General features: G+C 44.6%; 17 protein-coding genes and 1 other RNA gene. 9 read left to right on the forward strand and 9 right to left on the reverse strand.

Annotated elements, in window-relative coordinates:
• Positions 1 to 78 precede the first annotated feature (78 nt).
• The 8 genes from AKG39_RS09350 (at position 79) to AKG39_RS09385 (ending at position 6,517) form a co-directional block, all read left to right on the forward strand.
• The gene (locus AKG39_RS09350; RefSeq protein WP_050740126.1) at positions 79 to 420 is read left to right on the forward strand and encodes a winged helix-turn-helix transcriptional regulator; all 342 of its coding nucleotides are present in this window, start codon (positions 79 to 81) and stop codon (positions 418 to 420) included.
• On the forward strand, positions 413 to 1,114 hold the full coding sequence (locus AKG39_RS09355) for a 4'-phosphopantetheinyl transferase family protein (RefSeq protein WP_050740127.1): 702 nt from the start codon (positions 413 to 415) through the stop codon (positions 1,112 to 1,114). Before AKG39_RS09350 ends, AKG39_RS09355 begins: the two co-directional genes overlap by 8 nt.
• Positions 1,111 to 1,701 carry a chromate transporter gene (locus AKG39_RS09360; RefSeq protein WP_242852586.1) on the forward strand — a complete coding sequence of 197 codons (591 nt, stop codon included), beginning with the start codon at positions 1,111 to 1,113 and terminating at the stop codon, positions 1,699 to 1,701. Before AKG39_RS09355 ends, AKG39_RS09360 begins: the two co-directional genes overlap by 4 nt.
• Positions 1,698 to 2,285, forward strand: coding sequence for a chromate transporter (locus AKG39_RS09365; RefSeq protein ID WP_050740129.1), 588 nt, complete (start codon positions 1,698 to 1,700; stop codon positions 2,283 to 2,285). The genes AKG39_RS09360 and AKG39_RS09365 overlap by 4 nt, the downstream gene beginning before the upstream one ends.
• A 127-nt stretch (positions 2,286 to 2,412) precedes the next feature.
• The gene (locus AKG39_RS09370; RefSeq protein ID WP_050740130.1) at positions 2,413 to 3,270 is read left to right on the forward strand and encodes an FMN-binding protein; all 858 of its coding nucleotides are present in this window, start codon (positions 2,413 to 2,415) and stop codon (positions 3,268 to 3,270) included.
• A gap of 242 nt (positions 3,271 to 3,512) precedes the next feature.
• Positions 3,513 to 3,824 carry a PRD domain-containing protein gene (locus tag AKG39_RS09375; RefSeq protein WP_242852591.1) on the forward strand — a complete coding sequence of 104 codons (312 nt, stop codon included), beginning with the start codon at positions 3,513 to 3,515 and terminating at the stop codon, positions 3,822 to 3,824.
• Between the two features lie 218 nt (positions 3,825 to 4,042).
• Complete coding sequence (locus tag AKG39_RS09380) at positions 4,043 to 5,800, forward strand: GGDEF domain-containing protein (protein WP_050740132.1); 1,758 nt, start codon at positions 4,043 to 4,045, stop codon at positions 5,798 to 5,800.
• 213 nt (positions 5,801 to 6,013) lie between these two features.
• Positions 6,014 to 6,517: a GNAT family N-acetyltransferase gene (locus AKG39_RS09385; protein WP_050740133.1), complete on the forward strand. Its 504-nt coding sequence runs from the start codon at positions 6,014 to 6,016 to the stop codon at positions 6,515 to 6,517.
• A gap of 54 nt (positions 6,518 to 6,571) precedes the next feature.
• On the opposite strand, the gene AKG39_RS09390 is transcribed toward AKG39_RS09385, so the two are convergent.
• The 9 genes from AKG39_RS09390 to AKG39_RS09425 all read right to left on the reverse strand — a co-directional run bounded on the left by AKG39_RS09390 (position 6,572) and on the right by AKG39_RS09425 (position 14,512).
• Positions 6,572 to 6,784 (reverse strand): 4Fe-4S binding protein, encoded by a 213-nt coding sequence (locus tag AKG39_RS09390; RefSeq protein WP_050740134.1) that lies wholly within the window; start codon positions 6,782 to 6,784, stop codon positions 6,572 to 6,574.
• Complete coding sequence (locus AKG39_RS09395) at positions 6,777 to 8,777, reverse strand: aldehyde ferredoxin oxidoreductase family protein (RefSeq protein ID WP_050740135.1); 2,001 nt, start codon at positions 8,775 to 8,777, stop codon at positions 6,777 to 6,779. The genes AKG39_RS09390 and AKG39_RS09395 overlap by 8 nt, the downstream gene beginning before the upstream one ends.
• A gap of 10 nt (positions 8,778 to 8,787) precedes the next feature.
• On the reverse strand, positions 8,788 to 9,021 hold the full coding sequence (locus AKG39_RS09400) for a MoaD/ThiS family protein (protein ID WP_050740136.1): 234 nt from the start codon (positions 9,019 to 9,021) through the stop codon (positions 8,788 to 8,790).
• On the reverse strand, positions 9,022 to 10,257 hold the full coding sequence (locus AKG39_RS09405; RefSeq protein ID WP_050740137.1) for an iron-containing alcohol dehydrogenase: 1,236 nt from the start codon (positions 10,255 to 10,257) through the stop codon (positions 9,022 to 9,024).
• Positions 10,258 to 10,338: 81 nt separating this feature from the next.
• Positions 10,339 to 11,103, reverse strand: a complete 765-nt coding sequence (locus AKG39_RS09410; protein WP_050740138.1) for a tetratricopeptide repeat protein — start codon at positions 11,101 to 11,103, stop codon at positions 10,339 to 10,341.
• A 15-nt stretch (positions 11,104 to 11,118) separates the two neighbouring features.
• Complete coding sequence (locus AKG39_RS20025; protein ID WP_160316164.1) at positions 11,119 to 11,274, reverse strand: hypothetical protein; 156 nt, start codon at positions 11,272 to 11,274, stop codon at positions 11,119 to 11,121.
• Positions 11,275 to 11,532: 258 nt separating this feature from the next.
• Positions 11,533 to 11,967: a desulfoferrodoxin family protein gene (locus AKG39_RS09415; RefSeq protein ID WP_050740139.1), complete on the reverse strand. Its 435-nt coding sequence runs from the start codon at positions 11,965 to 11,967 to the stop codon at positions 11,533 to 11,535.
• A 14-nt stretch (positions 11,968 to 11,981) separates the two neighbouring features.
• Complete coding sequence (locus tag AKG39_RS09420) at positions 11,982 to 12,830, reverse strand: thiamine pyrophosphate-dependent enzyme (protein WP_050740140.1); 849 nt, start codon at positions 12,828 to 12,830, stop codon at positions 11,982 to 11,984.
• Positions 12,827 to 14,512: a 2-oxoacid:acceptor oxidoreductase subunit alpha gene (locus AKG39_RS09425; protein ID WP_050740141.1), complete on the reverse strand. Its 1,686-nt coding sequence runs from the start codon at positions 14,510 to 14,512 to the stop codon at positions 12,827 to 12,829. The genes AKG39_RS09420 and AKG39_RS09425 overlap by 4 nt, the downstream gene beginning before the upstream one ends.
• 208 nt (positions 14,513 to 14,720) lie before the next feature.
• Between AKG39_RS09425 and ffs the strand changes: the two genes are divergently transcribed.
• Positions 14,721 to 14,986: signal recognition particle sRNA large type (gene ffs, locus AKG39_RS19335), an RNA gene on the forward strand.
• The last annotated feature ends 7 nt before the right edge of the window (positions 14,987 to 14,993 follow it).

Genomic DNA, 14,993 nt, shown 5'->3' on the forward strand with positions numbered 1-14,993 from the left:
AACTGACATCAAAGCAACCATGGTTTGATTCTTTTAAGTTTCGCAATTACCTAATACTATATTTTTTTAGGAGAAAAAATGGAAGAAAAAGCAAAATTTTATTGTGCCCTTGACTACAGTATGAACCTCATTGGCGGGAAATGGAAACTTCTGATCCTCCACCAGCTTTCTGGTGGGACAAAGCGGTTTAGTGAATTGAAACGACTGCTTCCCGGAATTACCCCGAAAATGCTGACGAGTCAGTTGCGGGAGTTGGAAAAAAATGGGATTATCACTCGAAAAATTTATCCTGAAGTTCCTCCCCGGGTTGAATATACGATGACAAGACATGGGATGGAGATTATTCCGGTGTTGTCTGCCCTTTGTGACTGGGCCAGAGGTGTGGCAACAGAGAAAGGAATTCAGTTTTCAGATGAATGAGTTTAAAACACAGATATTTATTGCCGATACCATGCCCCTACAAAATCCAAAAATATTGCAAAAATATTTAGACCAGGTTACTACTGAACGAAGAGAAAAGGTGGTGCGGCAAAAATCAATACAGTCCCAAGCCCTTTCCCTGGGAGCCGAGGTTTTAATGAAAAAGGCGATGTTAAAAAGCTTTGGTATTAAAGGCAATTTAATTATTGAAAAAAGCGAACAGGGGAAACCCCGCTTATTAAAGCACTCCGGAATTCATTATAACCTTTCCCATTCCGGGAATTATGTGGTCTGCGCTTTGTCCAATAAAGCCGTGGGTTTGGACCTTCAGAAAATGGACCGATTAAACCTTGATCTGGCAACGCGTTATTTTGCCCAAGAAGAAGTGGTATGGCTTTTTGACCTGCCGGTTGAAAAGCAAAAGAAAGGGTTCTTTGATCTTTGGACCATTAAGGAAAGTTATATGAAGTTTACCGGCAGAGGATTTGCACTGCCCATGAGCAGCTTTACGGTCAGGCTTGAAGGAAAACTTTTAGATGCTGGAGGGGTAAGTATTTTTGAGGGCGAGGAAAAGGTAAGTGTTTTTTTGAAAGAATACAAATGTCCGGAAAACTATGTATTATGGTGTTGCAGCAGCTCCTCAAATTTTGAGGAAGTACTGGAATGGATGGATTTGGAGGGGGATTTAATTTGAAACAAATAGAAAAGCAGGGTAACAAGTTCAAAACATTGTTTTTAACGTTTTTTAAAATTGGTCTATTTACCTTTGGCGGGGGTTATGCCATGATCCCGCTGATTGAATATGAAATAGTAGAACGGCACAAATGGATTGAAACCAAGGATATCCTGGATATTTTTGCCATTGCGGAATCAACACCGGGAGTTATTGCCATAAACACCGCCACCTTTGTGGGCTACAAGGTGGCAGGTTTTTGGGGTTCGCTGTTGGCAACTCTGGGGGTTGCCATACCATCTTTTGTAATCATCAGCATTATTTCACTTTTCTTTGTTCAATTTCAAAACCTGGAATGGGTTGCCTATGCCTTTAACGGTATTCGGGCGGGTGTTATTGTTCTTATTCTCGGAGCGGTGGTTAAAATGGGACAAAAGGGACAGTATAATCCGTTAACCATTATTCTCCTGGTGCTGGCATTTCTTTTAGCATCGTTTACTCAGATTAATGTTGTCTTTCTTATTTTGGGCGGAGCCATAGTCGGACTTGTGTACCAGGTGCTTTTAAAAAAGAATCCGGCAAATAACAATCATGAGGTGAAGAAATGATTTTTCTGGAACTGTTTATCACCTTTTTTAAAATTGGTCTTTTCACTATTGGCGGCGGTTATGCCATGATTCCACTGATTCAACAGGAAGTGGTGGCTAATCAATGGCTTACCATAACCCAACTGACGGATTTTATTGGGGTTGCAGAATCGACCCCGGGCCCTTTTGCCGTAAACATTGCCACCTTTGTGGGAATGGAAACCGCTGGGCTATTAGGCGCCTTTGTCACAACCCTGGCGGTGATTTTACCTTCATTTATTATCATCCTTATTATTGCAAAAGCCTTCGTCAATTTTCAGAGTAACAAATGGGTTCAGGGGGCCCTCTTTGGGATGCGGCCAGTGGTGATTGGGTTGATTGCCTCGGCGGTATTTATTCTTATGGATAATGTGTTAATAAACCACGGCGCTTCAATAGCAGACTTTGAGGGTTTTCTGCAGGCGCTCAAATACAAAGAAATCATCATTTTTGGGATATGTTGTTTTATTTATTTCAGGTTTAAGCTCCATCCGATCAAGCTGATTTTTCTTGCGGGAGGATTGGGAATGGTATTTTTTGGTGTTCTGCCGCTGATGTTTAGATAAAATGCACCGCCGCTTCACTTCGCCATCACATTAACATGTTAAAATGTAAAAATGCAATGTAAGAAATGACACAATTTTGCCACATTAGCATGTTAAGATAAAGAAAAAGCTTAAGGAGTGAGGGAAAATGATGCTTTTAATCAATGTCATTACAGCATGGATCAGTGTGTTTTTAGCCGTGCTTTTATCGATCATCTATTTACTGAGAATATTTAACAAGGGCAAGAAAAAAAAACTCGGGATTGCCCGAATCAACAAAAAACTGAGAAATGCTCATAAACCCATGGGGATTGCTTTTGTGGCATTTGCTGCTATTCATGGTTTTTTTTCATCAGGTGTCATGCTTTCCTTTAATTTTGGAACCGCCTGTCTACTCATCGGAATACTGCTGGGGCTGACCTATATGCTGCGCAAAGTAATGAAAGGGAAATTCTCCTGGATTAAACCCCATCGCTGGTTAACCGTGGTTCTTATTGCTTTTCTTGGCTTACACCTTTGGGAAGTTGGCGGGGCAATGGGTCCAAATACTTTTCTAACAGGCGTTCAAAGGGAGATCGAGAACACTGTTGAACAGCTTTACGGAAAAACCACAGAGATTGCCACAACAGCCAATGTTACGGAAGCCGCAGAACCGGTATCAACAGTCACGGATACCGTTGTGGAAAAAGCCAATCTTTTTTTAGGAAATGTGGACCTAACGGCTGGCACTTATACTGGCGTAGCTGAAGGGTTTGGACCTGAGCTTACGGTGAGTGTCACCGTAGTAAACAATCAAATCACCGCGGTAGAGGTGGTTTCCCATAATGAACGTGATGAAAAATATTATGGCCGCGCAATATATGCGGTGCCGGAAGCGATTATAGCAGCCCAGAATCCGGTGGTAGATACTATCTCCGGCGCCACCTATACCTCCAACGGTATTATGCAGGCAGTTTTAAATGCATTGCAACCGGCTGTAGTTTCAGGAACCTTGCCGAGTCTGTAGATCCAAGGATACCAATAGACACCATTCACACGTTAAAAAGCAGATGGATCAGGTTGAAGGGGCACTAATTATCAATAATACTTGACAAACCCAATGTGATTCATTGTGTTCTGGCAGGCTTATCCTATATGTTTATGCACATATTGAATGTTGGCGTTGGAATGACCTTCTCCGGCGGGCTCATTGACCTTACCCTGTTTGGGATCCTTCAGGGAAATGCTAAAACCAACTGGATCTATATCGTGGCTGTCGGAAATGCCATCAAGCAAATTGAAGCGGATTGTGCCATAACCATTGCGCCCGGTTCATTCGCCTACTCCAGGCTGATGTATCATATTCGCTATATGATTGATCGGATCATTAAAAACGAAAAACTGAATTCAGATATGATTGACTATACAAAAACCCACTGTGCCTACGCCTTTCGGATCGCCACTAGTGTCTGTGAAAAACTGGATGAAGAATTGGGAAAAGCTTTTTCCGAAAGAGAAGTCAGTTATCTGGCCCTGCACATCGAACGCATGCGGATGATGGAAGAACCAGCTGCCGAATAACGAAAACTGTTAAAAGGAAGGTTCACTTAAATGGGACCTTCTTTTTTATGAAAATTTAACACAAAATTTACAAATAATGACTTTTCTCTTGATTTAAGAGCCACATAATTGTGATAATATAACTCTATAGACTTTATAGGTAATTGCGAAAATACCGTGAGCTTTACGGTCAGTTTTGCTATTAACTCGGTAGACCTTATCACAGAAGGAGCAGCAATATGAGAGAAGAAACAAAGGAAGCCTTAGATATTATCATAAAAAACAAACAGATAAGAACTGTTTTTCAGCCCATTGTTTCCCTTAGAGATGGTTATGTTCTTGGCCATGAGGCGCTGAGCAGAATCACTGGTGAAAGTAAAATAGAAAATCCTGAAATGCTGTTTAATCTTGCCGGTGAATATAATAAATTATGGGATTTGGAATTGCTTTGCCGAACAACCGCCCTTGAAGCAGCCTTTAAATTTATGGTGCCGCCCTATAACAAAAAATTATTTATTAATGTCAATCCCAATACCATGCACGATGATGCATTCAGAAAGGGCTTTACCAAGGATTTTTTGAGACAATATCATATTTCACCGAAAAATATTATTTTTGAAATAACCGAAAAAAATGTCATTTCGGATATGGCTGGATTCAGAGCAACTGTTGACCACTATAAAAGCCAGGATTACGAAATTGCCATTGACGATGCCGGGGCCGGCTATTCGGGTTTAAATCTGATCAGCGACATCAGTCCCAGTTATATTAAGCTCGATATGAATCTGATTCGGGGCATTAATACCGATAATTTAAAATTTGCGCTGGTAAAGGGCATGGTTGAATTGTCCAAGGTATCAAATATTCAGCTGATTGCCGAAGGCATCGAAACCTATGATGAACTGGACACCCTGGTAAATTTAGGGGTCCAGTACGGACAGGGCTTTTTTATACAGAAACCCCATAGTATGGTTCAAGAAATTAGAGAAGCGGTGTTACAGGACCTGAAGAAATTAAATAAAAAGAAAAACCATACCTCACAAAGCAGCAGTTCAAAAATTTACATTGCCAATTTATGCGCCCCCACCCGGATCATTTCTGCAACTGAAATGACTCAGGATATCTACGATGTTTTTAAAAAAAATCCCAGCTGTTTTGGGGTATGCGTGGTTGAAAATGAAATGCCGGTGGGGATTGTCACCCAGGAAAAACTGGCATTGAAACTCAGTGGCCATTTTGGCTTTGTGCTCTATCAGAACAAGCCGATTTCTGAGGTTATGGACAGAAACTTTTTATCCGTTGATTATAAGACCCCTATCAGCATTGTGTCTGCCATGGCCATGGCACGCTCCTATGATAAGCTCTATGATTTTATTATTATTACAGAAAACGAAAAATGTGTCGGCGCCGTGACGATTAAAAGCTTGTTGGAAAAAACCACTGAAATAGAAATTTCAGCGGCAAAGCATCTTAATCCTCTGTCCGGCTTACCGGGAAACCTTTTGATTGAGCAAAATTTAAGCCACTGTGTCTCACTGTGCCCAAATTATAGTGTGGCATATCTTGACATTGATAATTTTAAGGCCTACAACGACGTTTATGGATTTGCAAATGGCGATTTAATCATAAAGCTGTTGGCGGATATTTTGTGTTGTGGATTTTGTGAAGAAGACTTTATCGGTCATGTGGGCGGAGATGATTTTGTTGTTATGTTGGAAGAACATGTCACCCAGGAATACTTTGAGGGTATTGTGAATAAATTTGAGCATGAGGTGCTGGGCTTTTATGACCAAACAGATATTCAAAATGGATTTATTACCGCCGCTAACAGACACGGGGTGGTCGAGCAATTTCCACTGATCACGCTGACCTGTGTGGTGATCAATAACCAAACTCAGACATTTGCAAATGGTTTTGAGATTACCGAATTGCTGGCCGGCATGAAAAAAATTGCCAAGGAAAGAATTAATGTTAAACCAACATTTGAACAGGAATAATATTTTTCAGACCAGCGACTTCTTTATGGGGCCATTTAGAATTAAATTTTGATGAAAATTCTCTTTTGTAATAACATAATTTATTTTTTTTAAGCAATATGGAATTGAGCTATTTTAGGGTATAAGTAAATTAGATATAAAAAAGTCTGCTTCTTAAAGAGGTGGAAATACGAAATAATGCTTAAAAATAAATTAATAAGGGAGGATCTTAACATGGAATTTGAATTAAGAGACTGGAAACTGGATGATGCGGAAAGCATTGTACGCTATGCCAATAATCCGAAACTGGCTGAGAATTTACGCAATGAGTTTCCCTCACCCTACACCTTGGACGATGCTCATACCTTTATTGACCAATGCCGGGATACAGACCGAAGAAAACAATCCATCAAGGCCATTGTTGTTGATGGGGTGGCGGTGGGATCGGTTGGTTTTACGATTCTGGACGATGTCGAATGCAAAACCGCCTTGTTGGGCTTCTGGCTGGGAGAGCCCTTTTGGGGAAAGGGTATTATGACAAAGGCGATTACGGAAACCTGTGAAAATGGATTTAAAAATTATGACATTGTCAGAATTTTTGCCCGACCTTTTGCCGGAAATACCGGCGCCCGCAGAGTTCTGGAAAAAGCGGGATTAAAGTTAGAGTGTATTTTAAAAAAGAATATTTACAAAAATGGAAAAATCATGGATTCATGTATGTACGCCATTGTCAAATAATAAAAAGATAAGAATGCCCCTAAACTATTTTAGCTTAGGGGCATTCTTGCTTTTTCAAGCCATCCGAATGGCATTTACGGGACAGGCTTTTTCGCACCGGGTACAGCCGGTGCAGCGGTAGTAATCGTCCAGAACCGGGTAGGCCTTAGGATCGGCATCAATATCGGTTTTTCGAAGAGCAATGCAGCTCAGCGGGCATTCCGTGGCGCAAATCCCACAGGCCATGCAAAGGGCGTAATCCACAACCGGTTTTTGGGTATCAGCCATGGTTGATCACCTCCATATCCAAATCGCAAAAGCCGAGCTCCTCGAGCAGCTGCTTGGTGGGAATTCCGGTGTTTCGATCCCAGCCCATAAACTGATAATGGATGGACATCATGTCTTTCATGCTAAAAGATTTTCCCCTCAGCGGACCCTTGGTTAGCGGGGGAAAACCACTGAGACGATCGTTCATTTTAAAGTCCCGGGGATTAATCCCCTCCCGGACATTAAAACATTGGCGCAGGGTTTGCATTCTCAAACCGATGCTCATGTAGTCATCGGCGGTTTTATCCCAGCCGGTAGCGGCGTTGAGGTAGTCAAAGATCTTAAAATGATTGAGACCGCCGATCATGCCAAAGAGACAGCCGCCGGAACCATCCAGAACCTGTTTGATACAGGCATTGGCCATGGATTTTAGCCCCACCTGGCTGCTGGCTTCGTACTCTTCTTTTTTGTCTTCCCCAAGCTTCACCTTAGGGGCCCAGGTTACCGATTCCCAGAGGCGCATGTAGGTGTAATAGCTTCCGGCACCGATGGTGTGACGACCCGGGGTGGGATCACAGGAATAATGGATACCCAGGATGGGGTCCAACCGGGGATCGTGCATACCAGGCTCCTGGCCGCCGGCGTGAATGGCGAATGAATCCGTGGCAATCCCCAAAATTTCACTGGCTTTTTTAACACCGTGTTGAAGGACCGCGCCAAAACCGGTACCGGCAATCATTTGCTCAACCAGGGTGATGATGGTTTGCGCATTTCCCCAGGTTAAATCAAGTCCGCCGGTGGCGGTCTGACTGAGCCACCCTTTTTCATAGCATTCCATGGCAAAGGCAATGGTGTTTCCCGCGGAAATGCTGTCCATTCCGCCGCGATTCAGCAACTCGTTGACGAGAAAAATAGTATCCAGATCCTTGTTTAGCAGTAGGGCGCCAAAAGCAGCCACGGTTTCGTATTCCGGCTTATGGGTAAGTGGAAAACGGCCATTGGTGACCTTATCAATGTCACAGATGCCGCCACAGCCAATCACACAGGAATAACAGTGATATTTTTTGATTTCATGTTTTTGAACCCGGTCGGGATTCATATTTCGATACTTTGAAAAAGGGAAATCCAAAACTGAGCCTTTCCAGTTCTTTACCGGGCTGTCGCCCATAGGCATGTTCATGGTGTTGCCAAAACCGGTTCCCCATTTTTTCATAATGGCAGTGGACATCATACCATCCAGGGGAATGGCTTTGTCCGTAGCAACCATTGACTTTCCCATGATTGGAAGGAAAGCACCAGTGGCCATACCGGGAAGGTTGGAAGCCTTCACTTTTTTGGCGTAGGCCTGGCTGATGGTCTTGATGACTTCAGGATTTTGAGATTTGATCAGCCTGGATCCGCAGAGAACCAAAGCTTTTAAATTTTTGGAACCCATCACCGCACCAACCCCGGAACGGGCTGCCATGCGTCCGCCGTCATGGGAAATTCCGGAAATCAGGGACTGGTTTTCCCCGGCCATCCCAATGGTGGCAATGGAAAGACTTTTTTTATGAGGAATCATGGTGCGGATCTGTTCTTCGGTATCAACCGTATCCTGTCCCCAAAGTTTGGAGGCATCTATAAGCTGGGGACCTTTATTGTCGATAAAGAGAAACACCGGATTTTTGGATTTTCCTTTAAAAAAAATACCATCATAGCCGCAATGTTTAATTGAAGGGGAAAGATTTCCGCCACAATTGGCATCCCCGAAACCTCCCGTAAGTGGAGATTTAGTCACTACCATCCAACGGCCGGTCATAAAACTGCCGGTGCCGGTCAGCAGGCCGCTGATAAAGCCTAAAATATTATCAGGCCCCAGGGGGGCGGCATTTTTGGGGATATATTTATAGAGGATGTAGGCACCCAGGCCAACACCGGAAAGAAAGTTTTCATAAATCGCATCGGGGATTTCAATTTCTTCAAAGGTAGATTTTGTTAAATCCACCATGAGTATTTTTCCGCAATATCCTTTCAAAATTAACCTCTTATCCTCCGGCCAGAGGGAGAATGAAACTGATGATGTCTCCATCCCTTAACCGGGTTTTCATTTTTACGCGTTCGTAATTCACATTGCAAATAACCAGCGGCTGCAAAGCCAGGGGAATCCACAGTCGTCGATAAACCGTATAAAGCGTGGCACCGGCTTCCAGGATTAACATGCCATCCTCATCCAAATCTTTAAGTTTGGCAAAGGGTGGGGGATAGACCTGGACCTTCATTTAAAGAGCCTGAGCAGTTTCCGGACAAAGCTGTTTGAGAATATCGCAGCATTCGTCAAAATGCATAATCCGGGGTACCGGGTAGGTAGGATTGGCTTCTTTTAAGATGCGCTTTGCCAGGAAGGTGATGTCATTGGCTTTAAGTGCTTCAATAACCCTTGGAATGCCCATGGCTTCATTCATGGATTTTATTTTTTTGATGAAGTGAAAGGACAGGGCGCTGTCATCATCCATGGGTTCACCCAGTCCGGAAAAATATGCAAGTTCAGCCAGCTTTTCCTCGGCTGCTTCCCGGGAAAACTCTAAAACATAGGGTAGTACGATGGCATTGGCTAAACCGTGGGGGACTCCATAATAACCACCCATGGCATGGGCGATGGCATGTACGTAACCCACATAGGCCCTGGTAAAGGCCAGACCTGCGTCAAAGGATGCCTGAGCAAGATTCAAGCGCAGTGCTTTATCCTGACCATTTTGGTAACAGGATTCCAGGTTGTTGATGATAACGTCGGTAGCAGCTAACGCTTTTTCTTTTACAAAGGGCGTGTCAAATTTTCCGATATAGGCTTCAATAGCATGGGTAAGGGCATCCATTCCGGTGGTGGCGGTGAGCGCCGGTGGAAGTCCGATGGTGAGATCCGGATCAAGGACTGTGGCCAGGGGCACCAGTTTGGGATCATTAATGGCAAATTTCTCATGATTCTTGACATCGGTGATAACTCCGCAGATGGTAGCTTCAGATCCGGTGCCCGAGGTGGTGGGAATCGCAAAAAACGGTGGCAGTTTATGATTCAGTTTGAAAAGCCCCCGCATTTTCGGGATGCTTTTGTGATTGGTGACTTTTGCCGCTATGATTTTTCCACAATCGATGGGCGAACCGCCCCCAAACGCCACGACCCCATCACAATTGGACTTTTGGTACAGTGCCAAACCGTCTTCCACATTTTCAAAGGTAGGGTTGGGCTGGACCTTGTCAAAAATGACCGGTTCAATACCCGCGGTTTCCAAAGCGCATAGGAAGGGATCCAACAAGCCCAGGGAGAGCAGCGGGCGGTCGGTTACCACTAAGACCTTAGTGACATCGGTGAGTTTCATTATTTCCGGGAAACGACGAACCATCCCAGATCCTTTAAGCACCGGAGGGATTGGAAGTTTAAGAACTTTGGTGGCCTCTTTCATGACTAATTGTGAGGTACGGTAGGGAACGTTTTGGATGACTTCGAATATTTTTTTCATGGTTAACCTCCATTTTTCATTTCAGGCTGTATTATTTTTCCAGTATAGCACGAGGTACTGAAAAGTTCATTAAAAACACTTTTACATATTTAAAGGATTGTGATAGCCTAATTCTGCTCCACAATGACCCTTAAGCGTATCCAGATTATGATGTAATACTTCCAGATCCTCTTTAACCCGAACCAGCGTCAGATGAGCATACGCATCACCCTTTTGAATAAAGGTGTAGCAACCCAGTTCCGCCGTTTGCAGCCATCTTAGAGCAGCTAGTAAATCCTGGACAACCCCATCCCCCTGTAAATAACAATGGCCGATGCGGTAGGCGATATTGGGGTATTCGGGAATGGATTCATCGGTGATTTTTTCTGCCTGACGGTACCAGTAAAAGGCGGCTGGGGAATCTTGGGGAACATAGTTGCCATTATAATACATATCACCCAGTTTATACATGCCGTTATGGTGGCCCAGCTGGGCCGCTTTACCAAAAAGATAAAAGGCCTGTTTTAGATCACTGGGAATATCCCGGCCATAATAATAGCAATAGCCCAGATTATTGATTGCCAGAGGATTGCCCAGTTGGGCCGATTTTTCGTACCACTCTTTGGCCAGCTTAAAATTCTGGGGAATGTTAACCCCTTCATAATACATAGCACCCAGGGTTACCATCGCATGATCATTGCCGGCTTCGGCTAAACAGCTATAATAATCAAAAACCATCTGAAAATTTTCAGCGGATAAACTGCGTTTATTTTCGTGAATATAATAATAATCCGCCAGCTCCAGCATGGCATCGGAGTCGCCGCTTTGGGCAAGAGTTTTTAATAAATTTATTTTGATTGGATTCATAGATTGTCCTCACATTTACTGATTTTTTTCATTATAGCACAAGTTAACCAAAAAAAAGAGCGGCTCACGCTTTTTAGCATGAGCTGCCCTGGGTTTGTTGCCGCATCCGTCCTGGGGACAATGGTAAATCGTTGTCGGCTGCATGATCGTACAGGCGAGCCTGTTCGCCATGATGCCGACAACTGATGTTACGATTGTCCCCAGAACTTACTTTCTTTTTTATCTACAGTGCGCATATCCAAATTAATATCATGCCGGAGAATGCAGAAAAATATATAAAGCAGTACCGACAGTTGTTAGATCGTGTTGTGTGCATCAAGGCGAACAGTCCTTAGACTGTACGCCTTGAAGCATACAACTGATTAACAACTGGTCGGTACGGGAGGGTGTCAATAAATGTCCGCCAAGAAGGTTGTCGATACATAACCGTTATCCGATACAGCCCTGGGGGAACTCCGGGGCACAGACGGTTTCTTCATAATCAAGTGCGGAATGATCAGCCATCCAAAGCCCGTGAATATCGCAATAGGCATAAACTCCCAGGACATCAATTTCATGGACTAAAAAATCAGCTTGCGGCAGATCCTCGGGTGTCAGAGAGACATAGAGCCCGCCATTTCGGGTTTGGACAAAAATCCAGAGAATGGAATGTTCCGGGATCATCGGGTGGGGAAGACTGCCAACAGTGACGTGCAGATTTGATTTTTTAAACTCAAGAACCGGAATATGCTGGGCTTCGGAAGCTTTTAGGGCATTGGGAGTCAGCAGTGTCAGATTATGATCACAGTACTGTGAAACGGTGCCATTCATCTCCAGCAGAATGCTGTTACAGTCGTTGCATTGGTAGAATAATTTTTTTTCCATTTAAAACCTCTTCTTTAAATAAAGTCCTTAAATAACTCATTTATATCATCCATGTTGTGGGCTTTATGGATGACTGGAACATCGTTGAACAATTGGGGGTGCTTATCTTCGTAGGTCAACCCTTTTTCCTGATAGAGAATACCAATGGGAATGGTATCCCCGAATTCCATGGTTTTTTCAATGGCCGCCATTTTATTGGACGAATCATAGGAAGCATCCAGTTCCTGAACTCGCTTATCGTAAAAAGAATGGGTGTTCACCTTATTGAAGCTGACACAGGGCTGGAGGATATCCACCAGGGCATAGCCCTTGTGACGAATAGCCGCCGCCATTACCATCGCCAGGTGGTCCTTGCGTCCGGTAAAGGAACGGGCCACAAAGGTGGCCCCGCAGGCAATGGCAACCAGCAGAGGATTAAAAGGTGTGCTTAGATTACAGGCCGAGGTTTTATGATCCAACTGACAGGCGTCAGAAGTCGGTGAAGTCTGACCCTTGGTGAGGCCATAGATTTGATTGTCGTGGACAAAATGGGTAATGTCCACATTCCGGCGAATATTGTGGATAAAGTGATTGCCACCTTCGCCGTAGGAATCTCCATCCCCGGTATTGACGATCACGGTTAAATCATCATTAACCAGTTTAATAGCCACGGCGGCAGGAATCGACCGGCCATGGAGACCGCTGAATCCATTGGCACTGACGTACTGATTTGTTTTCGCGGCCTGTCCGATGCCGCCCACTAAAACTACTTTGTGGGGGGATAAATCCAGTTCATTGAGAACCCCGACAAGGGTATCAATAATGGAGAAATTACCGCAGCCGGGACACCAGGCGGTTTCAGAGCTTACAAATTGATTGTTCATAATAGTTGACCTCCCTTGGGATTTTGAATGCCCGCTAGAATATCGTCCACTGACATTTGCCGGCCATCATACTTCAAAATACTGCGGTGACAGGAAATAAGCGCGTTTTCGCGGATCAGTGATGCTAACTGTCCGGTGGCATTTTGTTCGACGTTGACCATTTCCGTTGCCAGGGCCGCATATTGCTTGAGTTTTTGCTGGGGCAGGGGATAGACATCCCCGAATAAAAGAGCACCATAGTGACCGCCTTGGGCATTAAGAATGGTGATCGCCTCTTTGATGGCACCAGCGGTGGAACCAAAGCCGATCAGCAGGGTTTCGCACTGTTCGTCGCCCCAAAAATCCGGTTCCAGGAGTTCTTTCTTTAATAATTCAAGCTTGTTCATGCGTTTATCCACCATTTGAATGCGGACGTCTGCCGATTCGGTAATTTGCCCAAACTCATCGTGCTCATCACTGTCAATCCGGACCAGTGATTCGGTTTCACCGGGAATGCTGTTCGGGGAGATGCCGCTTTCGGTAAGCTGATAACGGCGGTAAGGTTTCGTTTCATTGCCTGGAACGGATTTTTCGGGGAAAAGATCCGAGTAAAGCCCATTGGTGTCAAAAACAGCAACAGTGGCTGCGGAATCGGCTAAATACTGGTCGCTTAAAAGAATCACCGGCATCTGGTATTTTTCAGCCAAGCCAAAGGCCCGGGCGGTTTGGAAGAAGCAATCGGTATGATCGCGCAAAGCAATAACCATCCGCGGGAATTCACCCTGGGAAGCCGAAATTACAAATTTTAAATCGCTTTGTTCCGTTCGGGTGGGAAAGCCGGTGGCCGGACCGGGCCGTTGAATATTTGCTATAACCACGGGAATTTCGGCAATCCCGGCAAAGCCAAGGGCTTCTACCATCAGCGAAAAGCCGCCGCCGGAGGTGCCGGTCATGGCCCGGGCTCCGGCATAGGAAGCACCCAGAACCATGTTGATGGCCGCAATTTCATCTTCAGCCTGTTCGACCACAATATTCATCTTCGCGCTTTGGGCAGCCAGATAATCAAGGATGGTGGTGGAAGGTGACATCGGATAGGCCGAATAAAATTTAATATTTGCCGCCAGAGCGCCAAGACTGAGGGCGGTATTTCCGGTCAGCAGGAGATCCTGCTTGGCATTCTTGGCGGTGACCTGGAACTGCGATTCCACAGCATCGAAGCCTTCGGTTACCGCTTTAAGGTTAACGTCCACTAAGTCCGGGCGAAGGTTTTCAGGAATGACTTCCAAGGCGTAGTCAAGGGGAAAGCTGAATAATTTAAGCAGTGCGCCGATGGCAACGCTGCTCATGACCTTGGGATTGCCAAGACGTTTGGCAATTTCTTTTAAGGGCAGCTTAATGGCACGGGGGTCCTCGATATTCAGGGATACATCACACAGGATAAAACCGCGATCATGAAGCCGCTGATGATGTTGGTCATAGGTAGTCTGATCAACCGCAAATATGCCATCAAGAGTATCACGATGGGCGGCAATAGCTTCTGATGCAAAACGAACCTGGGCAAAATTATGGCCACCTCTTACCCGGGACATGAAATCGCGAATAGAAAAGACATAACAGCCCGATTTTTTCAAAGTTCTTTCCAGCAGCGACGACATGGTTTCAATGCCATCTCCGGCGGCGCCACCTAACAGTATATTATACATTCAATTTCCTCCTTGTAAGATAAGATTAGCCGTAAGCAAAACGCGGCTATTGTAATTTAGATACCCAATCGTCAAACGGAATACCGTGGATTGATTATTTTTAAGTATAACATATAATGGCTCCGATTTGCGGATGATGAAACAAAAGTTGCTTAAGAAATTTATTTGGCCTTGTTAATTTTTGCTTAATACGTTATAATACATCTAGTCGTGCTAGATGGAGAGTTAGCGGTGCTTTGTAACCTGCAATCCGCTATAGCAGGGTTGAATTCCCCATCGAGGCTCCAGGCTTTGAGGTCTGCCGGAGGAAAGTGGTGTTGACAGTTGGACCCTTCGCAATAGAAACTTATGAACCCCGTCAGGTCAGGAATGAAGCAGCGGTAAGTAAGATCTTTTATGTGCCGGAGGATACTCTGACTCGAGCTAACTGCCAAAGTAACGCTTGGAGGTTGTTTGCCGAAGTGGGGTGCACGGCAAAAAA

The sequence above is a fragment of the Acetobacterium bakii genome (genome assembly GCF_001263355.1).
GTDB classification, from domain to species: Bacteria; Bacillota; Clostridia; order Eubacteriales; family Eubacteriaceae; genus Acetobacterium; species Acetobacterium bakii.

Coding starts and splice junctions, on each gene's coding strand:
- AKG39_RS09420 (WP_050740140.1), bottom strand. CDS start 12,830: ATGAACAATCAATTTGTAAGCTCTGAAACCGCCTGGTGTCCCGGCTGC.
- AKG39_RS09350 (WP_050740126.1), top strand. CDS start 79: ATGGAAGAAAAAGCAAAATTTTATTGTGCCCTTGACTACAGTATGAAC.
- AKG39_RS09425 (WP_050740141.1), bottom strand. CDS start 14,512: ATGTATAATATACTGTTAGGTGGCGCCGCCGGAGATGGCATTGAAACC.
- AKG39_RS09415 (WP_050740139.1), bottom strand. CDS start 11,967: ATGGAAAAAAAATTATTCTACCAATGCAACGACTGTAACAGCATTCTG.
- AKG39_RS09355 (WP_050740127.1), top strand. CDS start 413: ATGAATGAGTTTAAAACACAGATATTTATTGCCGATACCATGCCCCTA.
- AKG39_RS09390 (WP_050740134.1), bottom strand. CDS start 6,784: ATGGCTGATACCCAAAAACCGGTTGTGGATTACGCCCTTTGCATGGCC.
- AKG39_RS09365 (WP_050740129.1), top strand. CDS start 1,698: ATGATTTTTCTGGAACTGTTTATCACCTTTTTTAAAATTGGTCTTTTC.
- AKG39_RS20025 (WP_160316164.1), bottom strand. CDS start 11,274: ATGGCGAACAGGCTCGCCTGTACGATCATGCAGCCGACAACGATTTAC.
- AKG39_RS09405 (WP_050740137.1), bottom strand. CDS start 10,257: ATGAAAAAAATATTCGAAGTCATCCAAAACGTTCCCTACCGTACCTCA.
- AKG39_RS09400 (WP_050740136.1), bottom strand. CDS start 9,021: ATGAAGGTCCAGGTCTATCCCCCACCCTTTGCCAAACTTAAAGATTTG.
- AKG39_RS09380 (WP_050740132.1), top strand. CDS start 4,043: ATGAGAGAAGAAACAAAGGAAGCCTTAGATATTATCATAAAAAACAAA.
- AKG39_RS09385 (WP_050740133.1), top strand. CDS start 6,014: ATGGAATTTGAATTAAGAGACTGGAAACTGGATGATGCGGAAAGCATT.
- AKG39_RS09410 (WP_050740138.1), bottom strand. CDS start 11,103: ATGAATCCAATCAAAATAAATTTATTAAAAACTCTTGCCCAAAGCGGC.
- AKG39_RS09370 (WP_050740130.1), top strand. CDS start 2,413: ATGATGCTTTTAATCAATGTCATTACAGCATGGATCAGTGTGTTTTTA.